Origin of the sequence: Flavobacterium sp., from assembly GCF_040383245.1 — a bacterium.
Taxonomy (GTDB): Bacteria; Bacteroidota; Bacteroidia; order Flavobacteriales; family Flavobacteriaceae; genus Flavobacterium.
Map to the genome: position 1 here is coordinate 1 of NZ_JBEIDX010000019.1, position 20,874 is coordinate 20,874.

A 20,874-nucleotide genomic window follows, 5' to 3' on the forward strand; every position below is an offset into this window, starting at 1 on the left:
AGTAATATGCGTTCCTAATCCTGCTGTAGTACCCGCATTTTCTTGCCAGTTTTGTTTAATTGTTGTTGTAGTTGTAACCGACGAACTGACAAAACGATACGCTCTTTTGGCCGGAATGTAACGCTCTACGGTAACATTTCCTGATATTGAACCAGTAATTGGTGGTACGTTTGCAGTTCCTGTTGATGAAGATTTTAAAGTTAAGTTACCACTAGTAGTTAAAGTTCCACCAATTAGTGATAATCTATTTGTAACATTCACAGCACCGCTCAACGAGGTATTTCCAGTTACAACAAAATCTCTGTAAGTTCCAGCACCGATTGTGCTGCCTGAAATTCCTAATCTTGAATTGCTATTTCTTAAATAAATGTTTCCATTAGTAACTGTTGAGAAATCTGTGCTGTTAACACCAGAATCAACTCCATCTGTTACTCTTATTAAACCACCATCTGTTGGTGGTGTTGGAGCGGCAGTGACTTCTGAAAAAGTTCCTCCGGTTAAAGTCCCATATCCAACAGCATCAATTATTGTATTGTCTGAAACGCGCTGTATAGCTATTTGACCACTCGCCACGGCGAAACCTGCAGTAAATGAACCATCTGCGGTTATGATACTTGTAAGACCAACAGCTATAGTAACATCTGGCGATAATAACCAAAAACTGTATGGTGCAAGACTCCCTGATAGAGTTGCTCCAGCACTTCCTGTACTCCCTGAACTTGATTGATATGATAATTTGAGAGTAGACAAATCGATGGTATTTCCTGTTTTATTTACTATTTCAACATACTCATTAGATCCACCTAAATAATCTGGACTAAACTGATTAATAACCACGTCTCCAACAGCAACATCTATTCTAATAGTTTTTAACCCACCTGCATTTGAGGGATCGGTTCCTAATTTGTTTCCCGCTGATAAAGAAATATTTGCAAAAGGGGTAGACGTAATATTTATATTATTTCCGGGAGTAGCTCCAGAAGCAACATCCACAGTTAGTAATAAAAAGCTAGTTCCAATATTTAACTTTTGTGTCAAACCTGAAAATGTGATACTATTTCCTGTTGAAACAATTCCTTGTCCTGATCCTAGTTGTGTTGCACCCGATAAACTATTTACGGTATTGTACCAAAGTTTAAAACCATTTGCTGTTAAATCACTAGGTAAATAAGTACCGGCAGTAGTTAAAGTTAAACTATTAATATCTGTTGCATTATCTGTAGTTACAAAACTTAATTGATATAATATTTGATTGTTTATATTATTTATAATGTTCCCAATCGTTGGACCCACCTGTGAAATAGTTACGTTTGGCGTAACAGTTGTAATTGTATGATCGTTTCCAGCGACTACTGGATCAGCTCCTGTTTTGTTACCAGTTGCAAAAGTAACATTGTTAAATGCAGTTGAAGCAGTTGATAAAGTTCTTCCGTTAACTGCGTTGTAGGCAACATCAGCAGTAAACCATAAATACCCAGTAACCCCTGAATTAATCATTTGACTTAAACCTGAAAATGTAATTGTATTTCCTGAAGCAACAATTGCTTGAGCCAAACCTAGCTGAGTAGCAGTAGAAAAAGTATTGGTAGTGGTGTAATATAATTTAAAACTTGAAGCCACTAAGTCATTAATTTGATAGGTTCCACCAGTAGTAATTGTAATACTATTTAAAGAGGCATTAGCAGTAGTAGCAGCTAAAGCAATCGAACCAAAAACTTGGTTGCTGGCATTTTGATTAATACTAGATGCTGTTGGGTGATTACTTGAAATAGCAATATTTGGAACAGCAACAGCAATGGCTCTCGTAGTACTAGCAGCTAAAGGATCGGTGCCTGTTTTTAAACCGGATGCAAAAGTAATATTTGAATGAGATGTATTAGCAATTCCTATAGTTGCACCATTAGTAGGTGAAACCGCTATATCAGCAGACAAAACAACAAACCTTGTTGTTCCGTTTGTAATAGTATTTGATAAACCAGATACTGTTATGTTACTTCCATTTGTTGCTGCAACTTGTGAAGCCCCTAATTGTGTCGCACTTGATATATCTGTAGCGCTGCTACTTAACCAAAACTTAAAACCATTAGCAGCAATATCTGCAGCAGTATAGGTTCCTGCAGTTGTAAAAGTAACCCCATTTAAAGTTGCGTCAGCTGTAGTTACATCTAATTGAACAGCTCCAATAATATTATTGGTACTGTTATTATTTATATTTGACGTTGGAATAGTTGGAGATGAGAGGGCAATTGATGGGGTTACAGCTTCAGTTGCAGTTACATTAATATTATCAATACCAATACCAGATGAATTACCACTTTCTATTCCTCTCCATATAGCCCATCGAATTTGTACAACCGATTGATTATTTGCGTTTGATGGTAAAACTATAGAAGGAGAAGCTTTAACACCTGTAGTTCCTCCTGCTTGAGAATAAGGATTTCCTGCTACTGTAACCGTTGTCCAAGAACCAGATGTGCCAATTCTATACTGCATCACAATCCCAACCGTTCTTGGTTGAGCAGAAATAATTTCAACATCATAAGCTATTGTAACATTCTCTTTACCAGTAGTATTAATTGCAAGGGCAAGTTGATTTGCACCATTACTACCATTGCTACTTGTTTGAATATATGGTCTAGCATTTGATGAAGTCATAAACCCAAAAGTACCTCCTGATGCTGTTGTGGCAGTAGCGACAGCAATTGTTGCATTTCCAGTAACTGAACTAGATTCAGCTAAAGTTAAAGTGGTCACATTAGCACCATTAACGCCATTCCATCCTGCCATTCCTGCAGGCATAGTGGTAAAAGTAGAAGATCCAAAGTTCTGTGTATATGGTAAACTTTGTGGGGTCGGATTCGTCTGCCCCCAACTCACACCCATTCCCATAAACATCAAAAATAGCACTAGCAGTTTTCTAAACATTTTTCCTTCAAGCTTGTTTGTTGCCAAAGGCATTAAAAAATTAAATGGTAGTATGTATTTCATAAAATTGTTGTTTTAAAAATTATCTATTAGGGATTTGTTATCCTTCCATTCAAAAATAATAAAATAATCATTGGTGAAAGCAAAAAAATATTAACAAATTGTTAATTATGTAGGAAAGTATCAACAAATGATTTAATTAATGTTGTTTTTTCTTACAATAAATCCTCTACAACCAAATTTTTAGTATATAAAGTAAAAAAACATATTTTAAGATCAAGCCAAATAGATTTATTTTTTAGATACAAAAGATTAAGCCTTACTTTATCTGGATAAATAATCGTATCGTTGTATTCTTGAGGATTGGGCATGGAGGCTAACAAGGTTTCTTCGTTACGGTATTTAAGCGAAGCCAAACCTGTAATTCCGGGTTTAAGTAGTAAAATTTTACGATCATCTCCCTCCAATAAATCGGCATAACCAGGCACATCTGGCCTAGGGCCTACCAAGGTCATTTCGCCTTTTATAATATTGAGTAATTGTGGGAGTTCATCTATTTTATAATTACGAAGAAATTTTCCCCAACAAGATAGATGATGTGTTTGGGAATGCAAAGTGCGGAGTTTATATATAGTAAACTTTTTTCCGTACTGCCCTATGCGCTCCTGCAAGAAAAAACCATTGGACTTTGTATCAATTGCAGTAATTAATAGAATGGTTATACATATTCCAAAAAAAACATATAAGACCATCATAGCTTATTTTTAAATTATTTCAATTCTTGAGAAGTTTGAATAAACTCGGGCACCATCTCCATCATCACTGTGATTAATTCCTCTTTGTTAGCATAGGAATTGGAATTCAATTTATCTAAAAATGTTTGCACTTTTTCATAACAATATGCTGGATCTTGTGCAATCATTATTTTTGGATGATAAGTTGGCAAAGTTTTGGAAGTATCAGCTAAAAGTTCTTCGTATAATTTTTCTCCAGGACGTAAACCTGTATAAACAATATCGATTTCTTCATAAGGTTTTTTACCACTTAGCCGAATCATTTTTTCAGCTAAATCTTTAATTCGGATTGGCTTACCCATATCAAATATATAGATTTCACCTCCTGCTCCCATAGTTGCTGCCTCTAATAATAACTTACAAGCTTCAGGTATAGTCATGAAAAATCGATTAATATCTGGATGAGTAACTGTTATTGGTCCGCCTTCTTTAATTTGTTTTTCAAATAAGTTAACAACTGAACCATTAGATCCCAATACATTTCCAAAACGGGTAGTAATAATTTGAGTTTTAACCGGATCTGTTTGCACATTATATCGTGATTGCACCATTATTTCGGCAATTCGCTTAGAAGCACCCATAACATTTGTTGGATTCACAGCTTTGTCTGTAGAAACAAATACAAATCGTTCTACTTCATGTTCAAATGCTAAATCCATGACATTTTTAGTTCCAAAAATATTCACTTTAATTGCCTGCATGTAATTGGTTTCCAATACAGGTACATGCTTATATGCTGCAGCGTGAAAGACTACTTTAGGGTTGTATTTATTAAATACTGATTGCAGCTCGTTTTTATTAGTCACATCCACCAATTCATATTCGCAAATAATATTAGGAAAAGAAGCTGATATAGAAAGTTGTATACTATTTAATGGTGTTTCAGCTTGATCTAAAACCACTATACGATCTGGATTTAATTTTGCTATTTGGCTCACAATTTCACTTCCTATAGATCCGGCACCACCGGTTACTAAAACTGTTTTGTTTGAAAAGGTTTTGATTACACTTGGATTATCAATGCTAATAGTTTCTCTAAACATTAGCTCCTCAATGGTATATTTCTTTAATGATTTTACAGTATTTATAGTTGAATTAAAACCACTTTCCAATTTTGGATTATATACATTAATATTGTATTTTAAACATTCTTCAAGCAATTCTAATTCTTCTTTTTCTGGTAAAAAGTTTTTAATTAATACAATGTGCTTAATTTTATGAAAACGCAATATTGAAATTATTGAATTAGACTTGGCAATTACAGGTATTCCTAATACTTTTTTGCCATTTAAATACTTATTTTTTTCAATAAAAAATGCTAAATTATACAGACTAGTGTCACTTAAAAAGGCTTCTGCCAATGCTATTGTTGTACTATTTACTCCAATAATAACTAGCTCTTCTGTAATTTCTTTTTCTACTGTACCGGATAAATATTTGAAAAGTATTTTTACAAAAATTCTAAAGGTAATTAATGTTAATAATATTAATAACGAACAAAAAAAGATAATTAGTAAAACAAAAACATGAGCTCCAAAAATAAAGTAACAAATTAGATCAATTATAACTATAGTTAGAAATGAAAAAGTAATTGCTTTAAAAATACGCAATGCATCTTTCATGCTAGAATAACGAATTACTCCTGTGTAAGTATTAAACTTAAGAAAATAAAAAACTACTACTGTTAAAAAAATACTATACCTGTATATTGCAGGTAATGTGTCATAAAATTTAACTCCTATAAACTTAAAAACCACAAAATTAATCAGCATAACTATAGTTACAATAACTATATCTATAAATAATATTAACCAAGAAGGAAGAAACTTAATTCTTTTTAGATTAATTAAAGACTTTATTTTATGTAGCATTTTATTATTTTATTGACACAAATTTACAATTTTAATACAAGTTACACAATAGTTCAGACATATCATAATTTTCACAAAAATCAAAACCAAAATAAAATCCAAATACAAATGCTATATTTACATCAAATATTTTTTACATGAAACGAGCTTTAATTTTATTTGCTTTTCTTTATCAGGCAATAGCAATTGGTCAAAATCGATTAAGCATAAATGCTGCTACTACTCTGTTAGGTTTTCCATCATTAGGATATGAAAGAACTTTAAACTCTCACCTGACTTTTCATATTGATGCAATTGGCTCATTTTTTAACAGTTACAACAACATGCCTTTACGTTTTTTAATTATTACACCTGAGCTAAGGTATTATCCTCATAAAGATCAAAAAGGAATTTATGTTGGCGGGCACATTGGAGGAAGTACTTTTAAATTGCAAAAATATGGCTATGAAAATACTCCTAACTATCAAGTAGGTTATAACTACATGGCAGGTGTTAGTATAGGTTATGTATATTTTGTTTCTGAAAAAATTGCTTTGGAAGCATTTTTAGGCGGAGGAACTGTACAAAGTATTTACAAAGGTTATAATGCAAACACAGGAGAAAGATATGATGGAGCCGAAAAATTCAATAAAAGTGGAGAATGGTTGCCTTATCGAGGCGGTCTAAATGTAATATTAAAATTGTAAATTAATTTGTTCATAAAGCATAAAAAAAGCCACATATATTGCGGCTTTTTTTTATATATTTAATAACAATAATTTATTTGTATTGCTTTTCATAATATGTTGCATAAGCGCCCGAGGTTACATTTTTTAACCACTCTTCATTGGCCAAATACCAATCAATAGTTCTTTCTAATCCTTGTTCAAAAGTAACTGATGGCTTCCAACCTAATTCTTTATTAATCTTAGTTGCATCAATAGCATAGCGCAAATCATGCCCTGGCCGATCTTTTACATAGGTAATTAATTTTTCTGATTCCCCAGTTGAACGCCCTAATTTTTCATCCATTAATTTGCAAAGAAGTTTTACCAAATCAATATTTTGCCATTCGTTAAATCCTCCAATATTATAGGTGTCGTGGTTTATACCCTCATGAAAAACTAAATCAATTGCAACTGCATGATCTTCTACAAACAACCAATCACGGGTATATTTTCCATCTCCATAAACAGGTAGAGACTTATTATTAATGATGTTATTAATAAATAAAGGAATCAATTTCTCGGGAAAATGAAAGGGTCCATAATTATTAGAACAATTGGTAATTACATAGGGTAAACCATATGTTTCGCCGTAGGCTCTAACAAAGTGATCAGAACTGGCTTTAGATGCTGAATAAGGAGAATTAGGATCGTAGGCCGTTGTTTCTGTAAATAAGCCCTTAGCGCCTAAACTCCCATACACCTCATCGGTACTAATATGGTAAAAGCGTTTGCCTTGTATATTGTCTTTCCAAATTGTTTTAGCTGCATTTAATAAATTCATAGTCCCTATAACATTGGTTTTCACAAATGCCAACGGGTCGGTAATAGAGCGGTCAACATGCGATTCTGCAGCTAAGTGTAATACCCCGTCAAATTGGTGTTTTACAAATAAGGCATCAATAAATGATGCGTCTACAATATCACCTTTCACAAAAGTATAATTCGGTGCTTTTTCAATATCGGCAATGTTTTCTAAATTTCCTGCATAGGTCAGAGCATCTAAATTATAGATATGGTACTCTGGATACCGATTTACAAATCGGCGTACTACATGCGACCCAATAAATCCAGCACCACCGGTAATTAATATTTTTTTCATTTTACTTTGATAATTTCTATTTTCTTAACGAGCTTTTATTATTATTTTTGATTTGAAAATACAAATTGAATTACCTCTTTAATTCTATTTCTATCATCATCAGATAGATTGGAACCGGAAGGCAAACACAAACCGTTTTCAAACAAACTTTCTGCTACTGTTGTTCCGTAATAAGGATACTTTTCAAAAATGGGTTGTAAATGCATGGGTTTCCACAAAGGACGAGACTCGATGTTTTCAGCATCAAGTGCTAAGCGAAGTGTTTCTCTTGTAATGCCGTTGGTTTTCTTTTCATCTATAATAATGGCGCTCAACCAATAATTCGCGAAATAATCGTCGTTTGGAGTAGAAAATACTTCCACACCTTCAATCGATTTAAAGATTTCTATATAAAAATCGTGCATTTGTCTTCGTAAGGCAACATGTTCATCTAAGACTTCCATTTGACCTCTACCAATACCAGCACAAATGTTACTCATACGGTAGTTGTAACCGATTTCGCTATGTTGATAATGCGGTGCATTATCCCGTGATTGCGTAGCAAAGAAAATAGCTTTATCTTTTTGGGCAACTGATTTCGTTACAATAGCTCCTCCACCAGAAGTAGTAATGATTTTATTGCCGTTAAATGACAATACTCCAATATCACCGAAAGTGCCACATTTTTGTCCTTTGTAGGTACTACCTAATGCCTCTGCACTGTCTTCTAAAATAGGTATTTCATATTTATCTGCAACAGTTCTTATCTCTTCAATTTGATATGGCACACCATATAAATGTACGGCAATAATTGCTTTTGGTTTATTACCATTTTGTATTCGATCTTGAATGGCTTGCTCTAAAGCAACAGGACAAATATTCCAGGTTTGCTCCTCACTATCTATAAAAACTGGGGTTGCACCCAAATACAAAATGGGGTTAGCAGAAGCAGAAAAAGTCATGCTTTGACAAATAACCTCATCTCCTGCTTGTACACCTAATAAAATTAAACCTAAATGGATAGCAGCTGTTCCTGAACTTAAAGCTCCTACATGAGTTTGATTGCCTAAATAACTTTCTAAGTCTTGTTCCAATCCATTAACGTTAGGACCCAATGGAGCAACCCAATTGGCATCAAAAGCTTCTTGTATGTATTTTTGTTCGGTTCCTCCCATGTGTGGCGAGGAAAGCCATATTTTTGAACACATATTAATTTTTTACTGAAATTATATTTGCTTTGTATTTATCAATTGTAGTACTGCTTAAATTAAAAATAATAAAATATTTTAAACTTATTTGATTGATTATAAAACTTTCAAATAAAAATTTAAGTTGTAATTAAACCTATTAATAAAAGATAACATAAACGTGTTTAAAATAATGTAGGTATCAATTACTATTACAAACCCCCTTGATGCATTTCTCTTTACTAATGATTTTCTTCAAATATTCTTTTATCAGAACAAGTATTTAATCATTTTTTTTGAAAAGTCGAAATTCTAACGCTACTCTTGTTTTATCCTCCTCATTGTTTATAGCAAGTCCATGAATTAGATGTCCTGAGAAAATTAAAACTTGCCCATTTTGAACAGTAGACCTTACGAGTCCATTTTCCCTATTCCAAGATTTTATCATTCTTACTCTATATTTATTACCTTCCATCATACCTCCATCGAATGTTCTGTAGATTAATTTTTCATTTAGTTTATGGCTTTCTGGGGCAAGTGGAAGAGATGAATTCTTTGTAACCCCAGCTATAGGAATCCAAAAATTTACAAATTTAGGAATATACGAATCATTATCAACTCCTTCGTAAATGTCTTTGTGTGGTGGATTATAATCGTTGGATTTAGGTCTATTAATACGGACTATGATGTGGACTTTTTGTTGGTCCTTCGGATTTATATCAGTTAGATTGAAACCTAGAATTTCTGACAAACGATTCGTTAGTTCCATTACAGGATAATTGAAATCTTCTGCAAACAAGTCTCTTGTTTTGGACACAATTTTGAAATGTTTAGCATCGTCCAATACAAAATTATGGTAGTTTTCAAGCTCAAAACCCTCAGTATTTACTGATAATTCTTTTTGAATAATTTCTTTAATACTAGAAGTAAGACCAGCTAATAATGATTTGAATTCTTCTTTACTAAGAAAATCTTTTTCTGAAAATCCTATATTATACCATGGCTGCCCAAAAGTTATATCCGAATCTTTTGTTGAAAGCACTTCGTCTTTACCAAGTTCAAATAAGGGAGAATCTTCTATTGAAATGGAATACTTCTTTCCGTCAATTTGATAATCTGTTTTTTCCATAGATTTTATATAATAATTAATCGCGATTTTTTCGTTATTTGATTGAACGATTATAAACGCGGTTATCATAAATATATCTTAGTCTTCAAAACTAAATATTATTTAATTTAACAACTCTTTTAATACAAAAATAATTTAAATTATCATTAAATACAATTCCTTAACAAATATTACTTATGCGGTAATTATACACAATTTCTGAATGTTAGTAATGTGGAGCAAGATCTCTGGATTGATTTGCGTAAAATACCGCTTTATCTTTTTGTTCCTTCGTTTTTGATACAAGAGAAATAGTTGATATTTAAATCTATAAAATTTGGTAAAGCATACCAAAACAATTTTTAAACAAAATAAAATCAATCTTTTTTCCTATATAACGGAAAAAAGTTATTATCTTCAATATATAGTTTATCCATGCCTTCTGATGATTTGAAATTAAATGCTTTAGTAACTAATTGATCATAAACTTTTTTGTTCAAAATTTTCCTTCCAGTATAATAATTGACTACATCCAAAGGGAAAAAGGATTTTTTATATTTAAAAATTCCATCTTCAAAACCATATCCTCCTCCAAGAACAAAATATTTTTTTCCGTTATTTCTTGCCCAATTTATAACTTGAACTTTGAGAAAATCATTTGGTCTTTTATCAAAATAATTACTTAAAGTGCCTCCTAAAAAAGAATATATTGTGTCTTGAGAAACTAGTATTAATTCTGAAGAAATTGGAATTTCATTATGATAAACGGTACAAATTACACAATTTTCCTCGTTTTGAATAATGTATTTTTTAAACTCAGAAAATGAATAAAAAAAACTGTCTTTTGCGCCATTTCTGTCCATTGTAGTTTTATATATATCATAAAACTCTAAAATTTGGTCTTGTTTTATGTTTTTGAAATAAATTTCGCTTTTTAGATTTTCTCGTATAGCCTTTTTATAATTTTTTCTAACCTTATAATCAAATGAATTCCATTGAGCGTCTTCATCAATTATCTGCCCTTTAACATTAAGCATAGTTGGAAAACTATTTCCTGAATATTCAATTTGATTTCCAAAAAGATTAAACCTAATAAACTCGGTTACTATATTGTTCTCTTTATACCATTTATCTAATGCACTCCAAAAAAATTTAAAATCTAAATTATCAACTCCTGACGTACAAATTGGCCCTGAATATCCATATGGCGATATAAAATCAAAATATCCTGATTCAATATTATCAATAATTATGGGCTTTATATATCCTGGCATTAAAATAATTTCATCTTTTCTTGGATTAAATGAAAAACAAATTAGGTTTAGCAAGCCGCCACTAGAAAAATTAATGTAATCTATTGAATAATAGGGATTAGTTGAATTTAAATTTTTTAAAAGATCTTTATAACTAGTAAGACCTTCATCCGTATCTAATTTATGAATATTAAGCATTTAATTTCTCAGATTATTTAAAATAGTTTTCATTGGGCAGACCATTCTCACAGAAGTATCCAAGTCTATTATTTCAAAATTTCCTTTTTCAAGAAACTCTGTATCTTGATTAGTGATAAGAATATAGATATTTAATGTCATTTGATTTATGGCTGTCAAATCATGTAGCAGCATGGTCGAATTAATTAGTATTTTTACTATTTTAGTGTCTTTAAAAAAAGAAACTTAATTCTTTTTTTAAAGATCATTTAATCAGATACATTTTTATTTTTTTTGACTTTTTATTAGCGAAAGTTGTTTCCACATATTAGATTTAGTTACTTCATGCACTAATTTAATGTACCATAAAAAAACTGGCTCATGCGACATATGTAAATCTTTAGCAAGATATCTAATATCTGAAAGGTTCGTCAAATTTAAACTTTTAATATTTTTTTTAATTGTATTACCATTTCTTCCATATCTTCCTTTTTAACATCTTGATGGATCGGAAAATTTATAATATTCTTAGATAAATTTGATGAAGCCAATGAAGAATCATTTTCAAGCTGTTCTATCATCGTGTGATATAGACTAACAAGTCCAAAACCTTTCTCATTCATTTCATGATATAAATTGTTTCTATCATAATTTTCAACAATCACCGGAAATGTATGAGGACAAATACCCTCTTCTAAATTTTCGTAAATTACTTCTACTCCAGAGACATCCTTCAATAAATCATATAAATATTTATAATTGGATCTTCTAATGTTAAAAATAGAAAATAAATCATAATTCAATTCTAAGAAAGGGTTCATATTAGCAATATTTTTATTAAAGTTAGGATTATTATTTACCATAGCTCCTCCAGTTGACAAAGGAAGTAGTTTATGTAGTGAATAGAAAGAGTAGTTTCCCTTCCTTCCTGACCTTCCTCCAATTAAATCTGTTAACCATGCATGAGCACAGTCCTCAACAAAGAAAATACTATGATCTACTAACCAATTTGTTATTTGATTATATTCAAGATCAACGAATCCAAAATAATGTACTAATAAAACTAGGGGGGTTTCATTTTCTCTTACCTTGCTCTTTAAATCTTCAAGATTTATTTCTAGTCGTAGTCCTAATTCATAAAATTCATAATCCAACCCTGAATTGGCAACTGAATCAAAAATACCGCTGCCTTCATTTGAAGACCAACCAATATATGATGGTAATAATATTTTGCCAACTGGATTAAGAACTTTATACTCATCTATAATTTTACTCCATGCATCTCTGGCTGAATTCGTATGCATCCATTCTCTTATAAAAAGCTCTTTATTTAATGCTTTTTTTGTTATCATAATCTAAATTTAATTTCATTCGGTAAATATTATCAATAAATTCAAATTCTTTGAATTTGGAAGGATTACCAATGAAATATATATTTTCAAGTTTAAGCATTTCACATAAGTATTTTAAATATTGCTTTACTGATGAATCATAAGAGCCTCTTATAATAAGATCATTCTCAACAACACCAAACTTAAACGATTTATCTTTAATTACCACTTCTAAAAAAGAAAATCCTAGCTTCTTGTGCAATATTTTATACTGTGGATAATTTTGAATATATATATCATTCTTCCTTTGAGTTATCGCTTCTAATTTTAGCTTATAAAATGATTGTGAATCCACTTTTTTATAGCCAAAACGTTCATACCAATTTAAAGCGTTAAAATTAGTTTTATATACATCTAATTCTATAGATTTAAAACCTTCATTAAGAAAATATCTCATGCAATGTTCAAATAAAATCCTACCAATTCCTTTACTTTTATATTCATTTCGTATTGAAAGTAAACTAAAAAAAACTTTTAAATCAGAACTATAAAATTTGAATTCGGCGCAACCAATTACCTTATCTTTTTCACAAATAAGAAAATATTTAAATTTCGAAAAATTATTTTCTAACTCTCCTAAAATAAATTCATCAATTCCTTTTCCCCTATAAACTGAAGGTATTAAATATTTTTTTTCAAACGCAGTTCTAACTAAAAATACAATTGAGGAAATATCTTTTTTTGTGGCAAATCTTATATTATATTTTTCTTTCATCATCTAAGTTTTTCATAATTAACTCTGGATTTAAAAGTATATCTTGAGAAGTAATAACTCTTATAATTGTCTTGTAGAATATTTTCAAATCTAGTTTAAGGCTCATATTCTTGACATATTCAATGTCATAAGCTAATCTTTTATCCCAGTTTACGCCATTTCTTCCATTTATTTGAGCCCATCCCGTAATACCTGGTCTTATAGTGTGTCTTAGTCTTTCGTCAGCTGTATAATATGGCAAATACTTAAGTAATAATGGGCGAGGTCCAATTAAACTCATATCCCCAATAAGTACATTTATTAATTGTGGAATTTCGTCTAAAGATGTTTTACGGATAAAAACACCTACTTTGGTCAATCGTTTCGAATCGGATAACAAATTGCCTGCGTCATCTTTTTTGTCGTTCATGGTTTTAAACTTTACAATGTTAAACAATTTTTCATTTCTTCCAGGTCGGGTTTGAAAAAAGAAAGGTTTACCTTTGTTTGCAATAAATAAGCAGATGGTTACAATTAATAATAATGGGCTTAATAATAGTAGTCCTGTAAGAGAACCAATTAAGTCGATTAGTCTTTTACTGAATTTCTTATACATACTTATTTATTAATTTTTAATGGTAGCAGACTAATAATAAAAAACTGAATACATTTTTTAGTACTGCGCATTAATTCGAAGTTATACCTTAGTAGCACATACAACCTTGTGAAATAATTTTTAGCATATAAATGATATATTTTACTTTCAATAGAGACTGGAGTTATAAATGCACTAAATCCTTTTATCTGTTTAAAATACCAGCCATTTTTTATATACTTTAATCGCTCTTTAATTGCATATAAAGAAATCTGGTTTAACTTCCCATGAGAATTGTTAGCGTGAATACGATACGTTATATAAGCATTATTGTCAATAGAAACAATGTGTCCATTGACTCTTGCATAAAAGTAAACAAACCAATCGTGAGAGAAGTACTCCCATTGATAGTAATTGGTGTTCTTTAATATTTTTTTTAATCCTAAGCAAAAATCATTTGTAAAAACATAAGTACAGCCCGCACTGCCTCCTTCAAACAAAAAATCATATTTTTTTTGAGGATAACTTTTATTGAGTATTGATTTATTATTGGTTTTTTCATCCCATACAATCAAGTTTGAAAAATATAAACTTGACTGCTCAATTTTAAGCATTTTACCTGCTTCAAACATTTTATTTGGAAGCCAAATGTCATCTTGATCTGCAAATGCTATAAAATCATAGGAATTTATTAGGTCATTGGGTAAGGACTGAATTGCATCTGAAAAATTATGACATCCATTTCCTGTTCCTTTTTCTCTTTTATTTATTGATACATTTGCATTCGATTTATATTTATTTAGGACTTCAATTGTATTATCGGTGCTACAGTCATCGAATACCATTATATCTAAAGAGACTGAATCTTGATTTAAAATAGAATCCATTTGCTCTTCAATGTATTTAGCACCATTGTAGGCTGCTAGAATTACAAGAATTTTCATTATCTGATTGATTTATTAAGTTTGATTTTAAAATATCTAATAACTAAGTTTACAATTAAATTAACCCTCCAAATTAATTTTATTCCAACTTTTGCGCCTTCTTCTTTTGTTATATTATTGTCATGTCTCCTATAAAAATGTAGCTTTATATCTATAAAGTTTACTTCTCCATGAATTATACTACAAGTACCAATCCACCAATCATGCATTGCTATATTCTTGGGAAAAGGCATAATTACATTTTTTGTAGAACTAGTAAAAGCCATTGCGCATCCAATAAAATGATTTACTATTACGTTTTTTACTAAACTACTTGAGAATTCATTTTTATTGTAAACACCATCTAAGTTTAAACCATTTTGATTAATTATTTGAAAATCGCTAATTAGCAATGTTAAATTTGAATTTTTTAAAAAGCAGAACATAAAGGATTTGACTTTATCTTTATGCCAAATATCATCTTGATCTGATAAAAATATGTAATCCCCCTTAGATTTATCGATAGCAAATTCAAAGTTAAGAACAACATTTTTAAAAGAATTTTTGTACAAGACAATTCTATCGTCTTTATAAGATTCGATTATTTTTATTGTATTATCTGATGAACCGTCGTCAGAAATAATTATCTCATCATTCTTATCTAATTGGTTAATTATTGAATCTAATTGCTCCTTTATATATTTTTCTCCATTATAGGTTGCAATACAAACTGAAATCATGTAAATCTTAACTTTAAGTAAAAATGTATTAGAAATGGTGTTAACAGGAAAACATTTCCTACTACTTGACCGTAATAAAAATAAAAAACACCAACAATTATTATCATATACCACGTAAAACTAATTAATAACCTAGAAATAGATATAGAGCCATCAATAATTTTTAAATTAATTCTGCAAATATAATATATGATGGAAGTGACAATAATTAAACCTAACATTCCTAATTCTGTAAGGAGATCTCCAATATAGTAAACAAACATTTGGGTTTTGAATCCTAAATCCAAAGAGTCTGAACGCAATTCAAGTCTGTTATTTATATCTGAATCATTAGCTATGCCCATAAACTGATCTCGAATATTAAACAATAAAGGATAAATTGATCTCGGTTCCCCTCCGTATTCAATTGTTTTGAGCTGTTCAATTCTGTCTGACAATTCATAAGGTTGCATGCCTATATAAGCAATCATTGAAAATAAAACGTTTTTATTAGTATTATCAGATCCTTCAACTTGAAATCGTTCGAATCGTGCATACGATATTATTAACATGATTGGTAAAAAAATCATCATACCAGTTAAAATAAGTTTTTTTTGATTTTTTATTATTTCTCTTTTTAGTAGAGGATAAAAAAGACACAAAAGGGCTAAATAAGTTATCAACCAAATTATTATTCCATCACGTCCAGCTACATTAAGTGTGTAAAAAATAAATGAAGTTGAAGAGAAAAGTAAAAATATTCTTAATTTATAATTCTCATGAACTGTAAGTAAATAAAAATATAAAAAAAGTGTTATAGGGGATAAATAAGCTCCAAAAACGGCAATCTTTGAAAAAACACTGCTTTTATAAAAACCTCCATCTTCCAATATTTGATTTCTTAAAACAGATAAGTCAGAATTAAAAACTTGAAGTATATTTTTCCCAAAAAAGAATATGGAATAGAGACTAATACCAACAATTAAAAAAACGAGAACTTTAAATCTCTTTTTTGCAAGCTCAATAATTTTTATTTCAGATGTAATTTTTTTTTCAAATTTAGCTAAAGGTCGATTTAATATTAGTATCGAAAAAAATACAATAAAAAACGATTCTAAATTAATAAAGTAATTTGAATCTACTAAGCTAAAGATACCAAAGCAAATCATTGAAACTGTATATAATAAAATAATGAAATTAGATAAACTAATAATCCTCCCTACGCTCTTAGTATTGTAGTACAATAATGATATAAAAATAAGACTTGGTAAAAAATTAATTAAACTATACATTTTATTTTATTTTTGATACTATTAAAACTATGAAATAATAATAATTTTTCAATCTTAAAATATTTAATTTATCAGATTTAATACCCCTATAAAAAGTACTTATGCATTTTATAACTAATCCCCTTTTAGCAAATTCATATAATTGGGCACTTAATTGTACTCTATCGAAGTATAATTTACATATTCCAACTGTGAATTTTTGGTTATAAAATCTTGAAATATTGATTGTTGACTCGATATAGCTGAGCCTAGCATCTAAATCAGTGTTATTTGATGCTGAATTAGGTAAAATACGATATACTGCGGTTTTTTCCTGTTGATAATGTATTTTACCTAATTTTGACAATTCCAGAAATATTGTATAATCGATAGTTGCTATTTCATTATCATTTTCAGTAATCTTATTTAATGCTTTAAATAAAGCGTTTTTTGTAATCAATACTGTAAGAGTCATTATATAATTCCCCTTTACTAGATATTTAACAACATTATAGTCATTATTTTTTGGCCATCTAATTATTTTTGAAATAGTATTCCTCGCACTTTTAATATTCTCGCCACTGCTGTTTTTTAGAAAAATATCAGAATGAATTAATACATAATCCTCATTTGCTTCCAAAAAATCTACTTGTTTTTGCAGTTTTAATGGGTCTATCCAGTAATCATCCCCTTCGCACATGGCAATGTATTTGCCCTTACAGTTTTTAAACACTTCCATCTGATTATTGGCAGCGCCTATGTTGGTTTCATGTAGTAATAATTTAAACTTTCCTGGGTATCTATTTTGATATTCTAATAAAATTTCTCTTGATTTGTCGGTTGAGCAATCTTCTCCAACAACAATATCAAAATTAAAATTACATTTTTGCATTAAAATACCTTCTAAACACTCAGCAATATATTTCTCATGATTATAAACCATTACAAAAACACTTGCAGTAGTTGTTTCAAGTTGTGAAATATCACAATTCATTTTTATCCAGTCCTCTTTTTCATTTACAATTTTAAAACCGTTTTTTTTATAAACTTTTATGGCTGAAAAATTTTCTTTTCTAACCTTAAGAAAAATATTTTTTAGCCCCAACACTACTTTGGCATAATATAAAATTTGATTGGTTGCTAATTTCGCTATTCCCTTTCCCCAATAATTTCTATCTCCAATAAAAACGTGATATTGAGCTGTATCATATTCAATAATATCAGTCAATTGTATATTGCCTACATATACATCATCAACAAGAATTGCAAAGCGCTTTGTGGTCTTATCAGCAATTGCTTTTTTAATCCAATCATGTTCAATTTCGAGAGTAATTTCTTGTTTTGGTTTGGAACCAGTCAGTTCCCAAATTTTAGGATCATTACGCCATTTAAAGGAAATTTGCGCATCAGAAATTATTAAAGGTCTAATTAGAACTTTATACATTAATAATCATATTAACTATTAATTCCATTTCTTTCAAATCATATCTTTGATCAATTGGCAGATAAATCATCTCCTCTGTAAGTTTATATTCTAGGTCATTAGGTCTAGTCCATTCTTTAACATTAGGCCAATAAGTTGCGCAATAAATCCTGTTTTCAATCAATTTTTTTCTCAACTCATTATTCCCCCAAAATGGATAGACCATGGGAACCTGATTTTTATCAAAATTAATTTTTAATTTATTAAGCTTCCCTAATTTTTCATCTAAAAATAGGTAATTATCAATTCTTTTTTTAGCAATTAAATCATAGTCAAAAGATTCTAACATCCTTTTAGTTAAATTTGACATCTTACGAATTGGTAGGTTATTTAGCTTCTCATTATTTAATGAAAAACATTTACTTCCTTCTCCCGGACTCATATCAATCCTTTTCAATAAATGTGCAAATCTATCGTAAGACAAATCCTGATCTAAAGCATCTTCAATTATTTTACTTGTGTATAAGTAGCCCCCATCTGATATTCCAAAAAATTTTCTAGGGGAATAAAATGTGCTAAAATTACTAATTGGTTTAGAATAAAACGATTGAGCATTGTCAATAATTACATTCTTACATTTTTCAGATAGTTGTTTAACAAATGAATCTTTTAGACCAAAATAATTCGTATATAAGAAGCATTCCCCTTCTTCCATTTTAGAATAGTCAAAAATGGGTTCTAATTTTTCATCTATTGAATAAAATTCAAATTTTAATTTTAACTTTAATATGGGCTGCAACAAAACATCACAGGTGAAATATGGAATATAAAGTTTTGTGTAAGTATTTGTTTTTAAAATATACTCCAAAGCATTTCTGCCTGTATTTAAAGATAAAGCATCTTTATGATATTCTTCATTCTTTTTTAATTCTAATTCAAAATAGCCTCCTATTGCTTTCATTCCAATTCATATTGGTTAACCATTTTATTCACCTCGCTAACAGAGTTAAACATTAAGACATCTATAATTGAAAGCCAAGGTGAAAAATCATTATCAAACTGAGTATATATAATTGGTTTCGACTTAATAAAATTAAGTACTATACCATTTTCTTTGAAAGTCTTCTTAGAATATAATTCTATTCCTCCAATCGGATTAATGTATTGTGACGCTTTTTCTATCCCACAAATATCCAAAACTCTTTCTTGTCCGCTTTTTGTTTTATTATTATAATTTTCTGATGTTTCACAAATTTCTGTATCTAGTTGTAGGTAGTCAATAACATTTTTTATGCTATTTACTGCTAATTCACTAATTAAATCATTCTCGTTAATCTCTAATACATTTTTAATTAAATTATACACCTCTGTAAAATAGGGTGCTTTTTTATAAGATTGTTCTAAAGATCTTAAAAATTTAACTTTCCAAATATTATAAAATTTCAAATTTATTTTAGTTTCATTTATCAATGTGTATGAGCTTGATTTATTTAGAGGAACAGTAAATAAACTACTTTTTTTATTGATTAATAATTTATTTCTATTAATCCATCCGCCTTTAATAAAATTAACATCATCATAAATTACAAACTTATCTACCGCAGCTACTAATTGAAAATACCCAATATAAGGGAAAAAATAAGGTTGCATTATCGCTACTTTCATAATTTTAATTATTTATCAAATTACAAATATTTATAATATTAGTTACACTTGATAAATCTAAATTCATATACAAAGGCAAACATAATATTTTTGAAGCCACACTTTCTGAAACTTTCATTTCATTACTATTCACATAATTTACTTTATTCAAAGACGGATAAAAATATCGTCTTGGAAATATTTGTTGTTCATTCAACGCTTTTTGCACTTCCAATAATTTCGTTTCTGTTTCAAAAACAACTGGATAATAACTATAATTCCATTGAGTATTTTCTCTAATTTTAATTTTTGAAAGCTTCGTGAAGTTAAGATTTGCATTATAATATTCAACTACTTTTTTTCTACCCGCGATAATTTCTCCCATATGAGGAAAAACAGACAATCCCATAGCCGCTTGCAATTCAGAAATTTTTCCATTAATTCCCAATCCATGAAATTCATGTGGGCCATTATGACCAAAATTATGGCTGTAAAATATTTTATCTCTTAAAAGGGTATCCCTGCAAAAAATAGCCCCGCCTTCACCTGTATGAAACAATTTAGTCGCATGAAAACTACAGGTGCTAACATCGCCATATTCAAAAATTGACTTTCCCTGATAAGTTACTCCGAAAGCATGCGCTGCATCATAAATAACCTTTAAATTATGTTTTTGGGCAATGGTTTTAATAGCTTCAATATGACAAGGATTTCCAAAAACATGAGTAGCTAATATTGCTTTAGTACGAGGTGTAATAGCAGCCTCAATTTTAGTTTCATCAATAGTTAAATAGTCTGGATGAATATCAACAAATACTGGCGTACAATTTTCCCAAACAATAGCTGCGGTAGTGGCTACATAACTAAAAGGAGTTGTAATTATTTCTGAGTTATTCCCTAAAATTTTTAAAGCAATCTGAATTGGTATTGTTCCATTATTCATGATAATGATATTGGAAACCGACAAATATTCTTTTAATTTTTCCTCTAATTCAAGAACTAGTGCTCCTCTGTTAGTTAACCATTGGTTTTCCCAGATTTTTTGAACTTGAGCATTATATTCTTCAATTAACGGAAAAAAAGTTTTAGTTACGTTTATCATTTTGATTTCTTT

The 20,874-nt window shown here is 29.8% G+C and carries 18 protein-coding genes; 1 reads left to right on the forward strand and 17 read right to left on the reverse strand.

The features are described from left to right. From ABWO08_RS08465 to ABWO08_RS08475, 3 genes are all read right to left on the reverse strand, one after another. Window positions 1-2,988 (reverse strand): beta strand repeat-containing protein (locus ABWO08_RS08465; RefSeq protein WP_353085143.1); only part of this gene is annotated, 2,988 nt, incomplete at its 3' end. A gap of 152 nt (window positions 2,989-3,140) precedes the next feature. Then, the gene (locus ABWO08_RS08470) at window positions 3,141-3,680 is read right to left on the reverse strand and encodes a sugar transferase (RefSeq protein ID WP_353085145.1); all 540 of its coding nucleotides are present in this window, start codon (window positions 3,678-3,680) and stop codon (window positions 3,141-3,143) included. Between the two features lie 14 nt (window positions 3,681-3,694). Beyond that, on the reverse strand, window positions 3,695-5,590 hold the full coding sequence (locus tag ABWO08_RS08475) for a polysaccharide biosynthesis protein (protein WP_353085147.1): 1,896 nt from the start codon (window positions 5,588-5,590) through the stop codon (window positions 3,695-3,697). Window positions 5,591-5,727: 137 nt separating this feature from the next. Between ABWO08_RS08475 and ABWO08_RS08480 the strand changes: the two genes are divergently transcribed. Continuing rightward, window positions 5,728-6,276 (forward strand): DUF3575 domain-containing protein, encoded by a 549-nt coding sequence (locus ABWO08_RS08480; protein ID WP_353085149.1) that lies wholly within the window; start codon window positions 5,728-5,730, stop codon window positions 6,274-6,276. A 73-nt stretch (window positions 6,277-6,349) separates the two neighbouring features. Here the strand turns inward: ABWO08_RS08480 and rfbB are convergent, their stop codons facing one another. The 14 genes from rfbB to ABWO08_RS08550 all read right to left on the reverse strand — a co-directional run bounded on the left by rfbB (window position 6,350) and on the right by ABWO08_RS08550 (window position 20,862). Next, window positions 6,350-7,396: a dTDP-glucose 4,6-dehydratase gene (gene rfbB / locus ABWO08_RS08485; RefSeq protein ID WP_353085151.1), complete on the reverse strand. Its 1,047-nt coding sequence runs from the start codon at window positions 7,394-7,396 to the stop codon at window positions 6,350-6,352. A 41-nt stretch (window positions 7,397-7,437) separates the two neighbouring features. Then, window positions 7,438-8,583 carry a DegT/DnrJ/EryC1/StrS family aminotransferase gene (locus ABWO08_RS08490; protein WP_353085153.1) on the reverse strand — a complete coding sequence of 382 codons (1,146 nt, stop codon included), beginning with the start codon at window positions 8,581-8,583 and terminating at the stop codon, window positions 7,438-7,440. 262 nt (window positions 8,584-8,845) lie between these two features. Beyond that, window positions 8,846-9,691 carry a phytanoyl-CoA dioxygenase family protein gene (locus ABWO08_RS08495; protein WP_353085155.1) on the reverse strand — a complete coding sequence of 282 codons (846 nt, stop codon included), beginning with the start codon at window positions 9,689-9,691 and terminating at the stop codon, window positions 8,846-8,848. Window positions 9,692-10,047: 356 nt separating this feature from the next. Continuing rightward, the gene (locus ABWO08_RS08500; protein ID WP_353085156.1) at window positions 10,048-11,121 is read right to left on the reverse strand and encodes a GNAT family N-acetyltransferase; all 1,074 of its coding nucleotides are present in this window, start codon (window positions 11,119-11,121) and stop codon (window positions 10,048-10,050) included. Between the two features lie 416 nt (window positions 11,122-11,537). Further along, window positions 11,538-12,452, reverse strand: coding sequence for a DegT/DnrJ/EryC1/StrS family aminotransferase (locus ABWO08_RS08505; protein ID WP_353085158.1), 915 nt, complete (start codon window positions 12,450-12,452; stop codon window positions 11,538-11,540). After that, window positions 12,427-13,206: a GNAT family N-acetyltransferase gene (locus tag ABWO08_RS08510; protein WP_353085160.1), complete on the reverse strand. Its 780-nt coding sequence runs from the start codon at window positions 13,204-13,206 to the stop codon at window positions 12,427-12,429. Before ABWO08_RS08510 ends, ABWO08_RS08505 begins: the two co-directional genes overlap by 26 nt. Next, window positions 13,190-13,801 carry a sugar transferase gene (locus ABWO08_RS08515; protein ID WP_353085162.1) on the reverse strand — a complete coding sequence of 204 codons (612 nt, stop codon included), beginning with the start codon at window positions 13,799-13,801 and terminating at the stop codon, window positions 13,190-13,192. The genes ABWO08_RS08510 and ABWO08_RS08515 overlap by 17 nt, the downstream gene beginning before the upstream one ends. Before the next feature lie 2 nt (window positions 13,802-13,803). After that, complete coding sequence (locus ABWO08_RS08520) at window positions 13,804-14,724, reverse strand: glycosyltransferase (protein WP_353085164.1); 921 nt, start codon at window positions 14,722-14,724, stop codon at window positions 13,804-13,806. Then, on the reverse strand, window positions 14,724-15,443 hold the full coding sequence (locus tag ABWO08_RS08525) for a glycosyltransferase (RefSeq protein WP_353085165.1): 720 nt from the start codon (window positions 15,441-15,443) through the stop codon (window positions 14,724-14,726). Before ABWO08_RS08525 ends, ABWO08_RS08520 begins: the two co-directional genes overlap by 1 nt. Next, window positions 15,440-16,714: an O-antigen polymerase gene (locus ABWO08_RS08530; protein ID WP_353085167.1), complete on the reverse strand. Its 1,275-nt coding sequence runs from the start codon at window positions 16,712-16,714 to the stop codon at window positions 15,440-15,442. Before ABWO08_RS08530 ends, ABWO08_RS08525 begins: the two co-directional genes overlap by 4 nt. 1 nt (window position 16,715) lies before the next feature. Then, window positions 16,716-18,137 carry a GNAT family N-acetyltransferase gene (locus ABWO08_RS08535; RefSeq protein ID WP_353085168.1) on the reverse strand — a complete coding sequence of 474 codons (1,422 nt, stop codon included), beginning with the start codon at window positions 18,135-18,137 and terminating at the stop codon, window positions 16,716-16,718. Next, the gene (locus ABWO08_RS08540; RefSeq protein ID WP_353085170.1) at window positions 18,130-19,077 is read right to left on the reverse strand and encodes a hypothetical protein; all 948 of its coding nucleotides are present in this window, start codon (window positions 19,075-19,077) and stop codon (window positions 18,130-18,132) included. The genes ABWO08_RS08535 and ABWO08_RS08540 overlap by 8 nt, the downstream gene beginning before the upstream one ends. Beyond that, complete coding sequence (locus ABWO08_RS08545) at window positions 19,074-19,781, reverse strand: WbqC family protein (protein WP_353085172.1); 708 nt, start codon at window positions 19,779-19,781, stop codon at window positions 19,074-19,076. Before ABWO08_RS08545 ends, ABWO08_RS08540 begins: the two co-directional genes overlap by 4 nt. Window positions 19,782-19,785: 4 nt before the next feature. Beyond that, window positions 19,786-20,862: a DegT/DnrJ/EryC1/StrS family aminotransferase gene (locus ABWO08_RS08550; protein WP_353085174.1), complete on the reverse strand. Its 1,077-nt coding sequence runs from the start codon at window positions 20,860-20,862 to the stop codon at window positions 19,786-19,788. Window positions 20,863-20,874: the final 12 nt, after the last annotated feature.

What these genes read in the sequence shown, in the direction of transcription:
- ABWO08_RS08480 (WP_353085149.1), top strand. Translation starts at nt 5,728, where the DNA reads ATGAAACGAGCTTTAATTTTATTTGCTTTTCTTTATCAGGCAATAGCA.
- ABWO08_RS08490 (WP_353085153.1), bottom strand. Translation starts at nt 8,583, where the DNA reads ATGTGTTCAAAAATATGGCTTTCCTCGCCACACATGGGAGGAACCGAA.
- ABWO08_RS08475 (WP_353085147.1), bottom strand. Translation starts at nt 5,590, where the DNA reads ATGCTACATAAAATAAAGTCTTTAATTAATCTAAAAAGAATTAAGTTT.
- ABWO08_RS08525 (WP_353085165.1), bottom strand. Translation starts at nt 15,443, where the DNA reads ATGATTTCAGTTTGTATTGCAACCTATAATGGAGAAAAATATATAAAG.
- ABWO08_RS08545 (WP_353085172.1), bottom strand. Translation starts at nt 19,781, where the DNA reads ATGAAAGTAGCGATAATGCAACCTTATTTTTTCCCTTATATTGGGTAT.
- ABWO08_RS08510 (WP_353085160.1), bottom strand. Translation starts at nt 13,206, where the DNA reads ATGAAAGAAAAATATAATATAAGATTTGCCACAAAAAAAGATATTTCC.
- ABWO08_RS08495 (WP_353085155.1), bottom strand. Translation starts at nt 9,691, where the DNA reads ATGGAAAAAACAGATTATCAAATTGACGGAAAGAAGTATTCCATTTCA.
- ABWO08_RS08540 (WP_353085170.1), bottom strand. Translation starts at nt 19,077, where the DNA reads ATGAAAGCAATAGGAGGCTATTTTGAATTAGAATTAAAAAAGAATGAA.
- ABWO08_RS08550 (WP_353085174.1), bottom strand. Translation starts at nt 20,862, where the DNA reads ATGATAAACGTAACTAAAACTTTTTTTCCGTTAATTGAAGAATATAAT.
- ABWO08_RS08520 (WP_353085164.1), bottom strand. Translation starts at nt 14,724, where the DNA reads ATGAAAATTCTTGTAATTCTAGCAGCCTACAATGGTGCTAAATACATT.
- ABWO08_RS08505 (WP_353085158.1), bottom strand. Translation starts at nt 12,452, where the DNA reads ATGATAACAAAAAAAGCATTAAATAAAGAGCTTTTTATAAGAGAATGG.
- ABWO08_RS08515 (WP_353085162.1), bottom strand. Translation starts at nt 13,801, where the DNA reads ATGTATAAGAAATTCAGTAAAAGACTAATCGACTTAATTGGTTCTCTT.
- ABWO08_RS08535 (WP_353085168.1), bottom strand. Translation starts at nt 18,137, where the DNA reads ATGTATAAAGTTCTAATTAGACCTTTAATAATTTCTGATGCGCAAATT.
- ABWO08_RS08530 (WP_353085167.1), bottom strand. Translation starts at nt 16,714, where the DNA reads ATGTATAGTTTAATTAATTTTTTACCAAGTCTTATTTTTATATCATTA.
- ABWO08_RS08470 (WP_353085145.1), bottom strand. Translation starts at nt 3,680, where the DNA reads ATGATGGTCTTATATGTTTTTTTTGGAATATGTATAACCATTCTATTA.
- ABWO08_RS08500 (WP_353085156.1), bottom strand. Translation starts at nt 11,121, where the DNA reads ATGCTTAATATTCATAAATTAGATACGGATGAAGGTCTTACTAGTTAT.
- rfbB (WP_353085151.1), bottom strand. Translation starts at nt 7,396, where the DNA reads ATGAAAAAAATATTAATTACCGGTGGTGCTGGATTTATTGGGTCGCAT.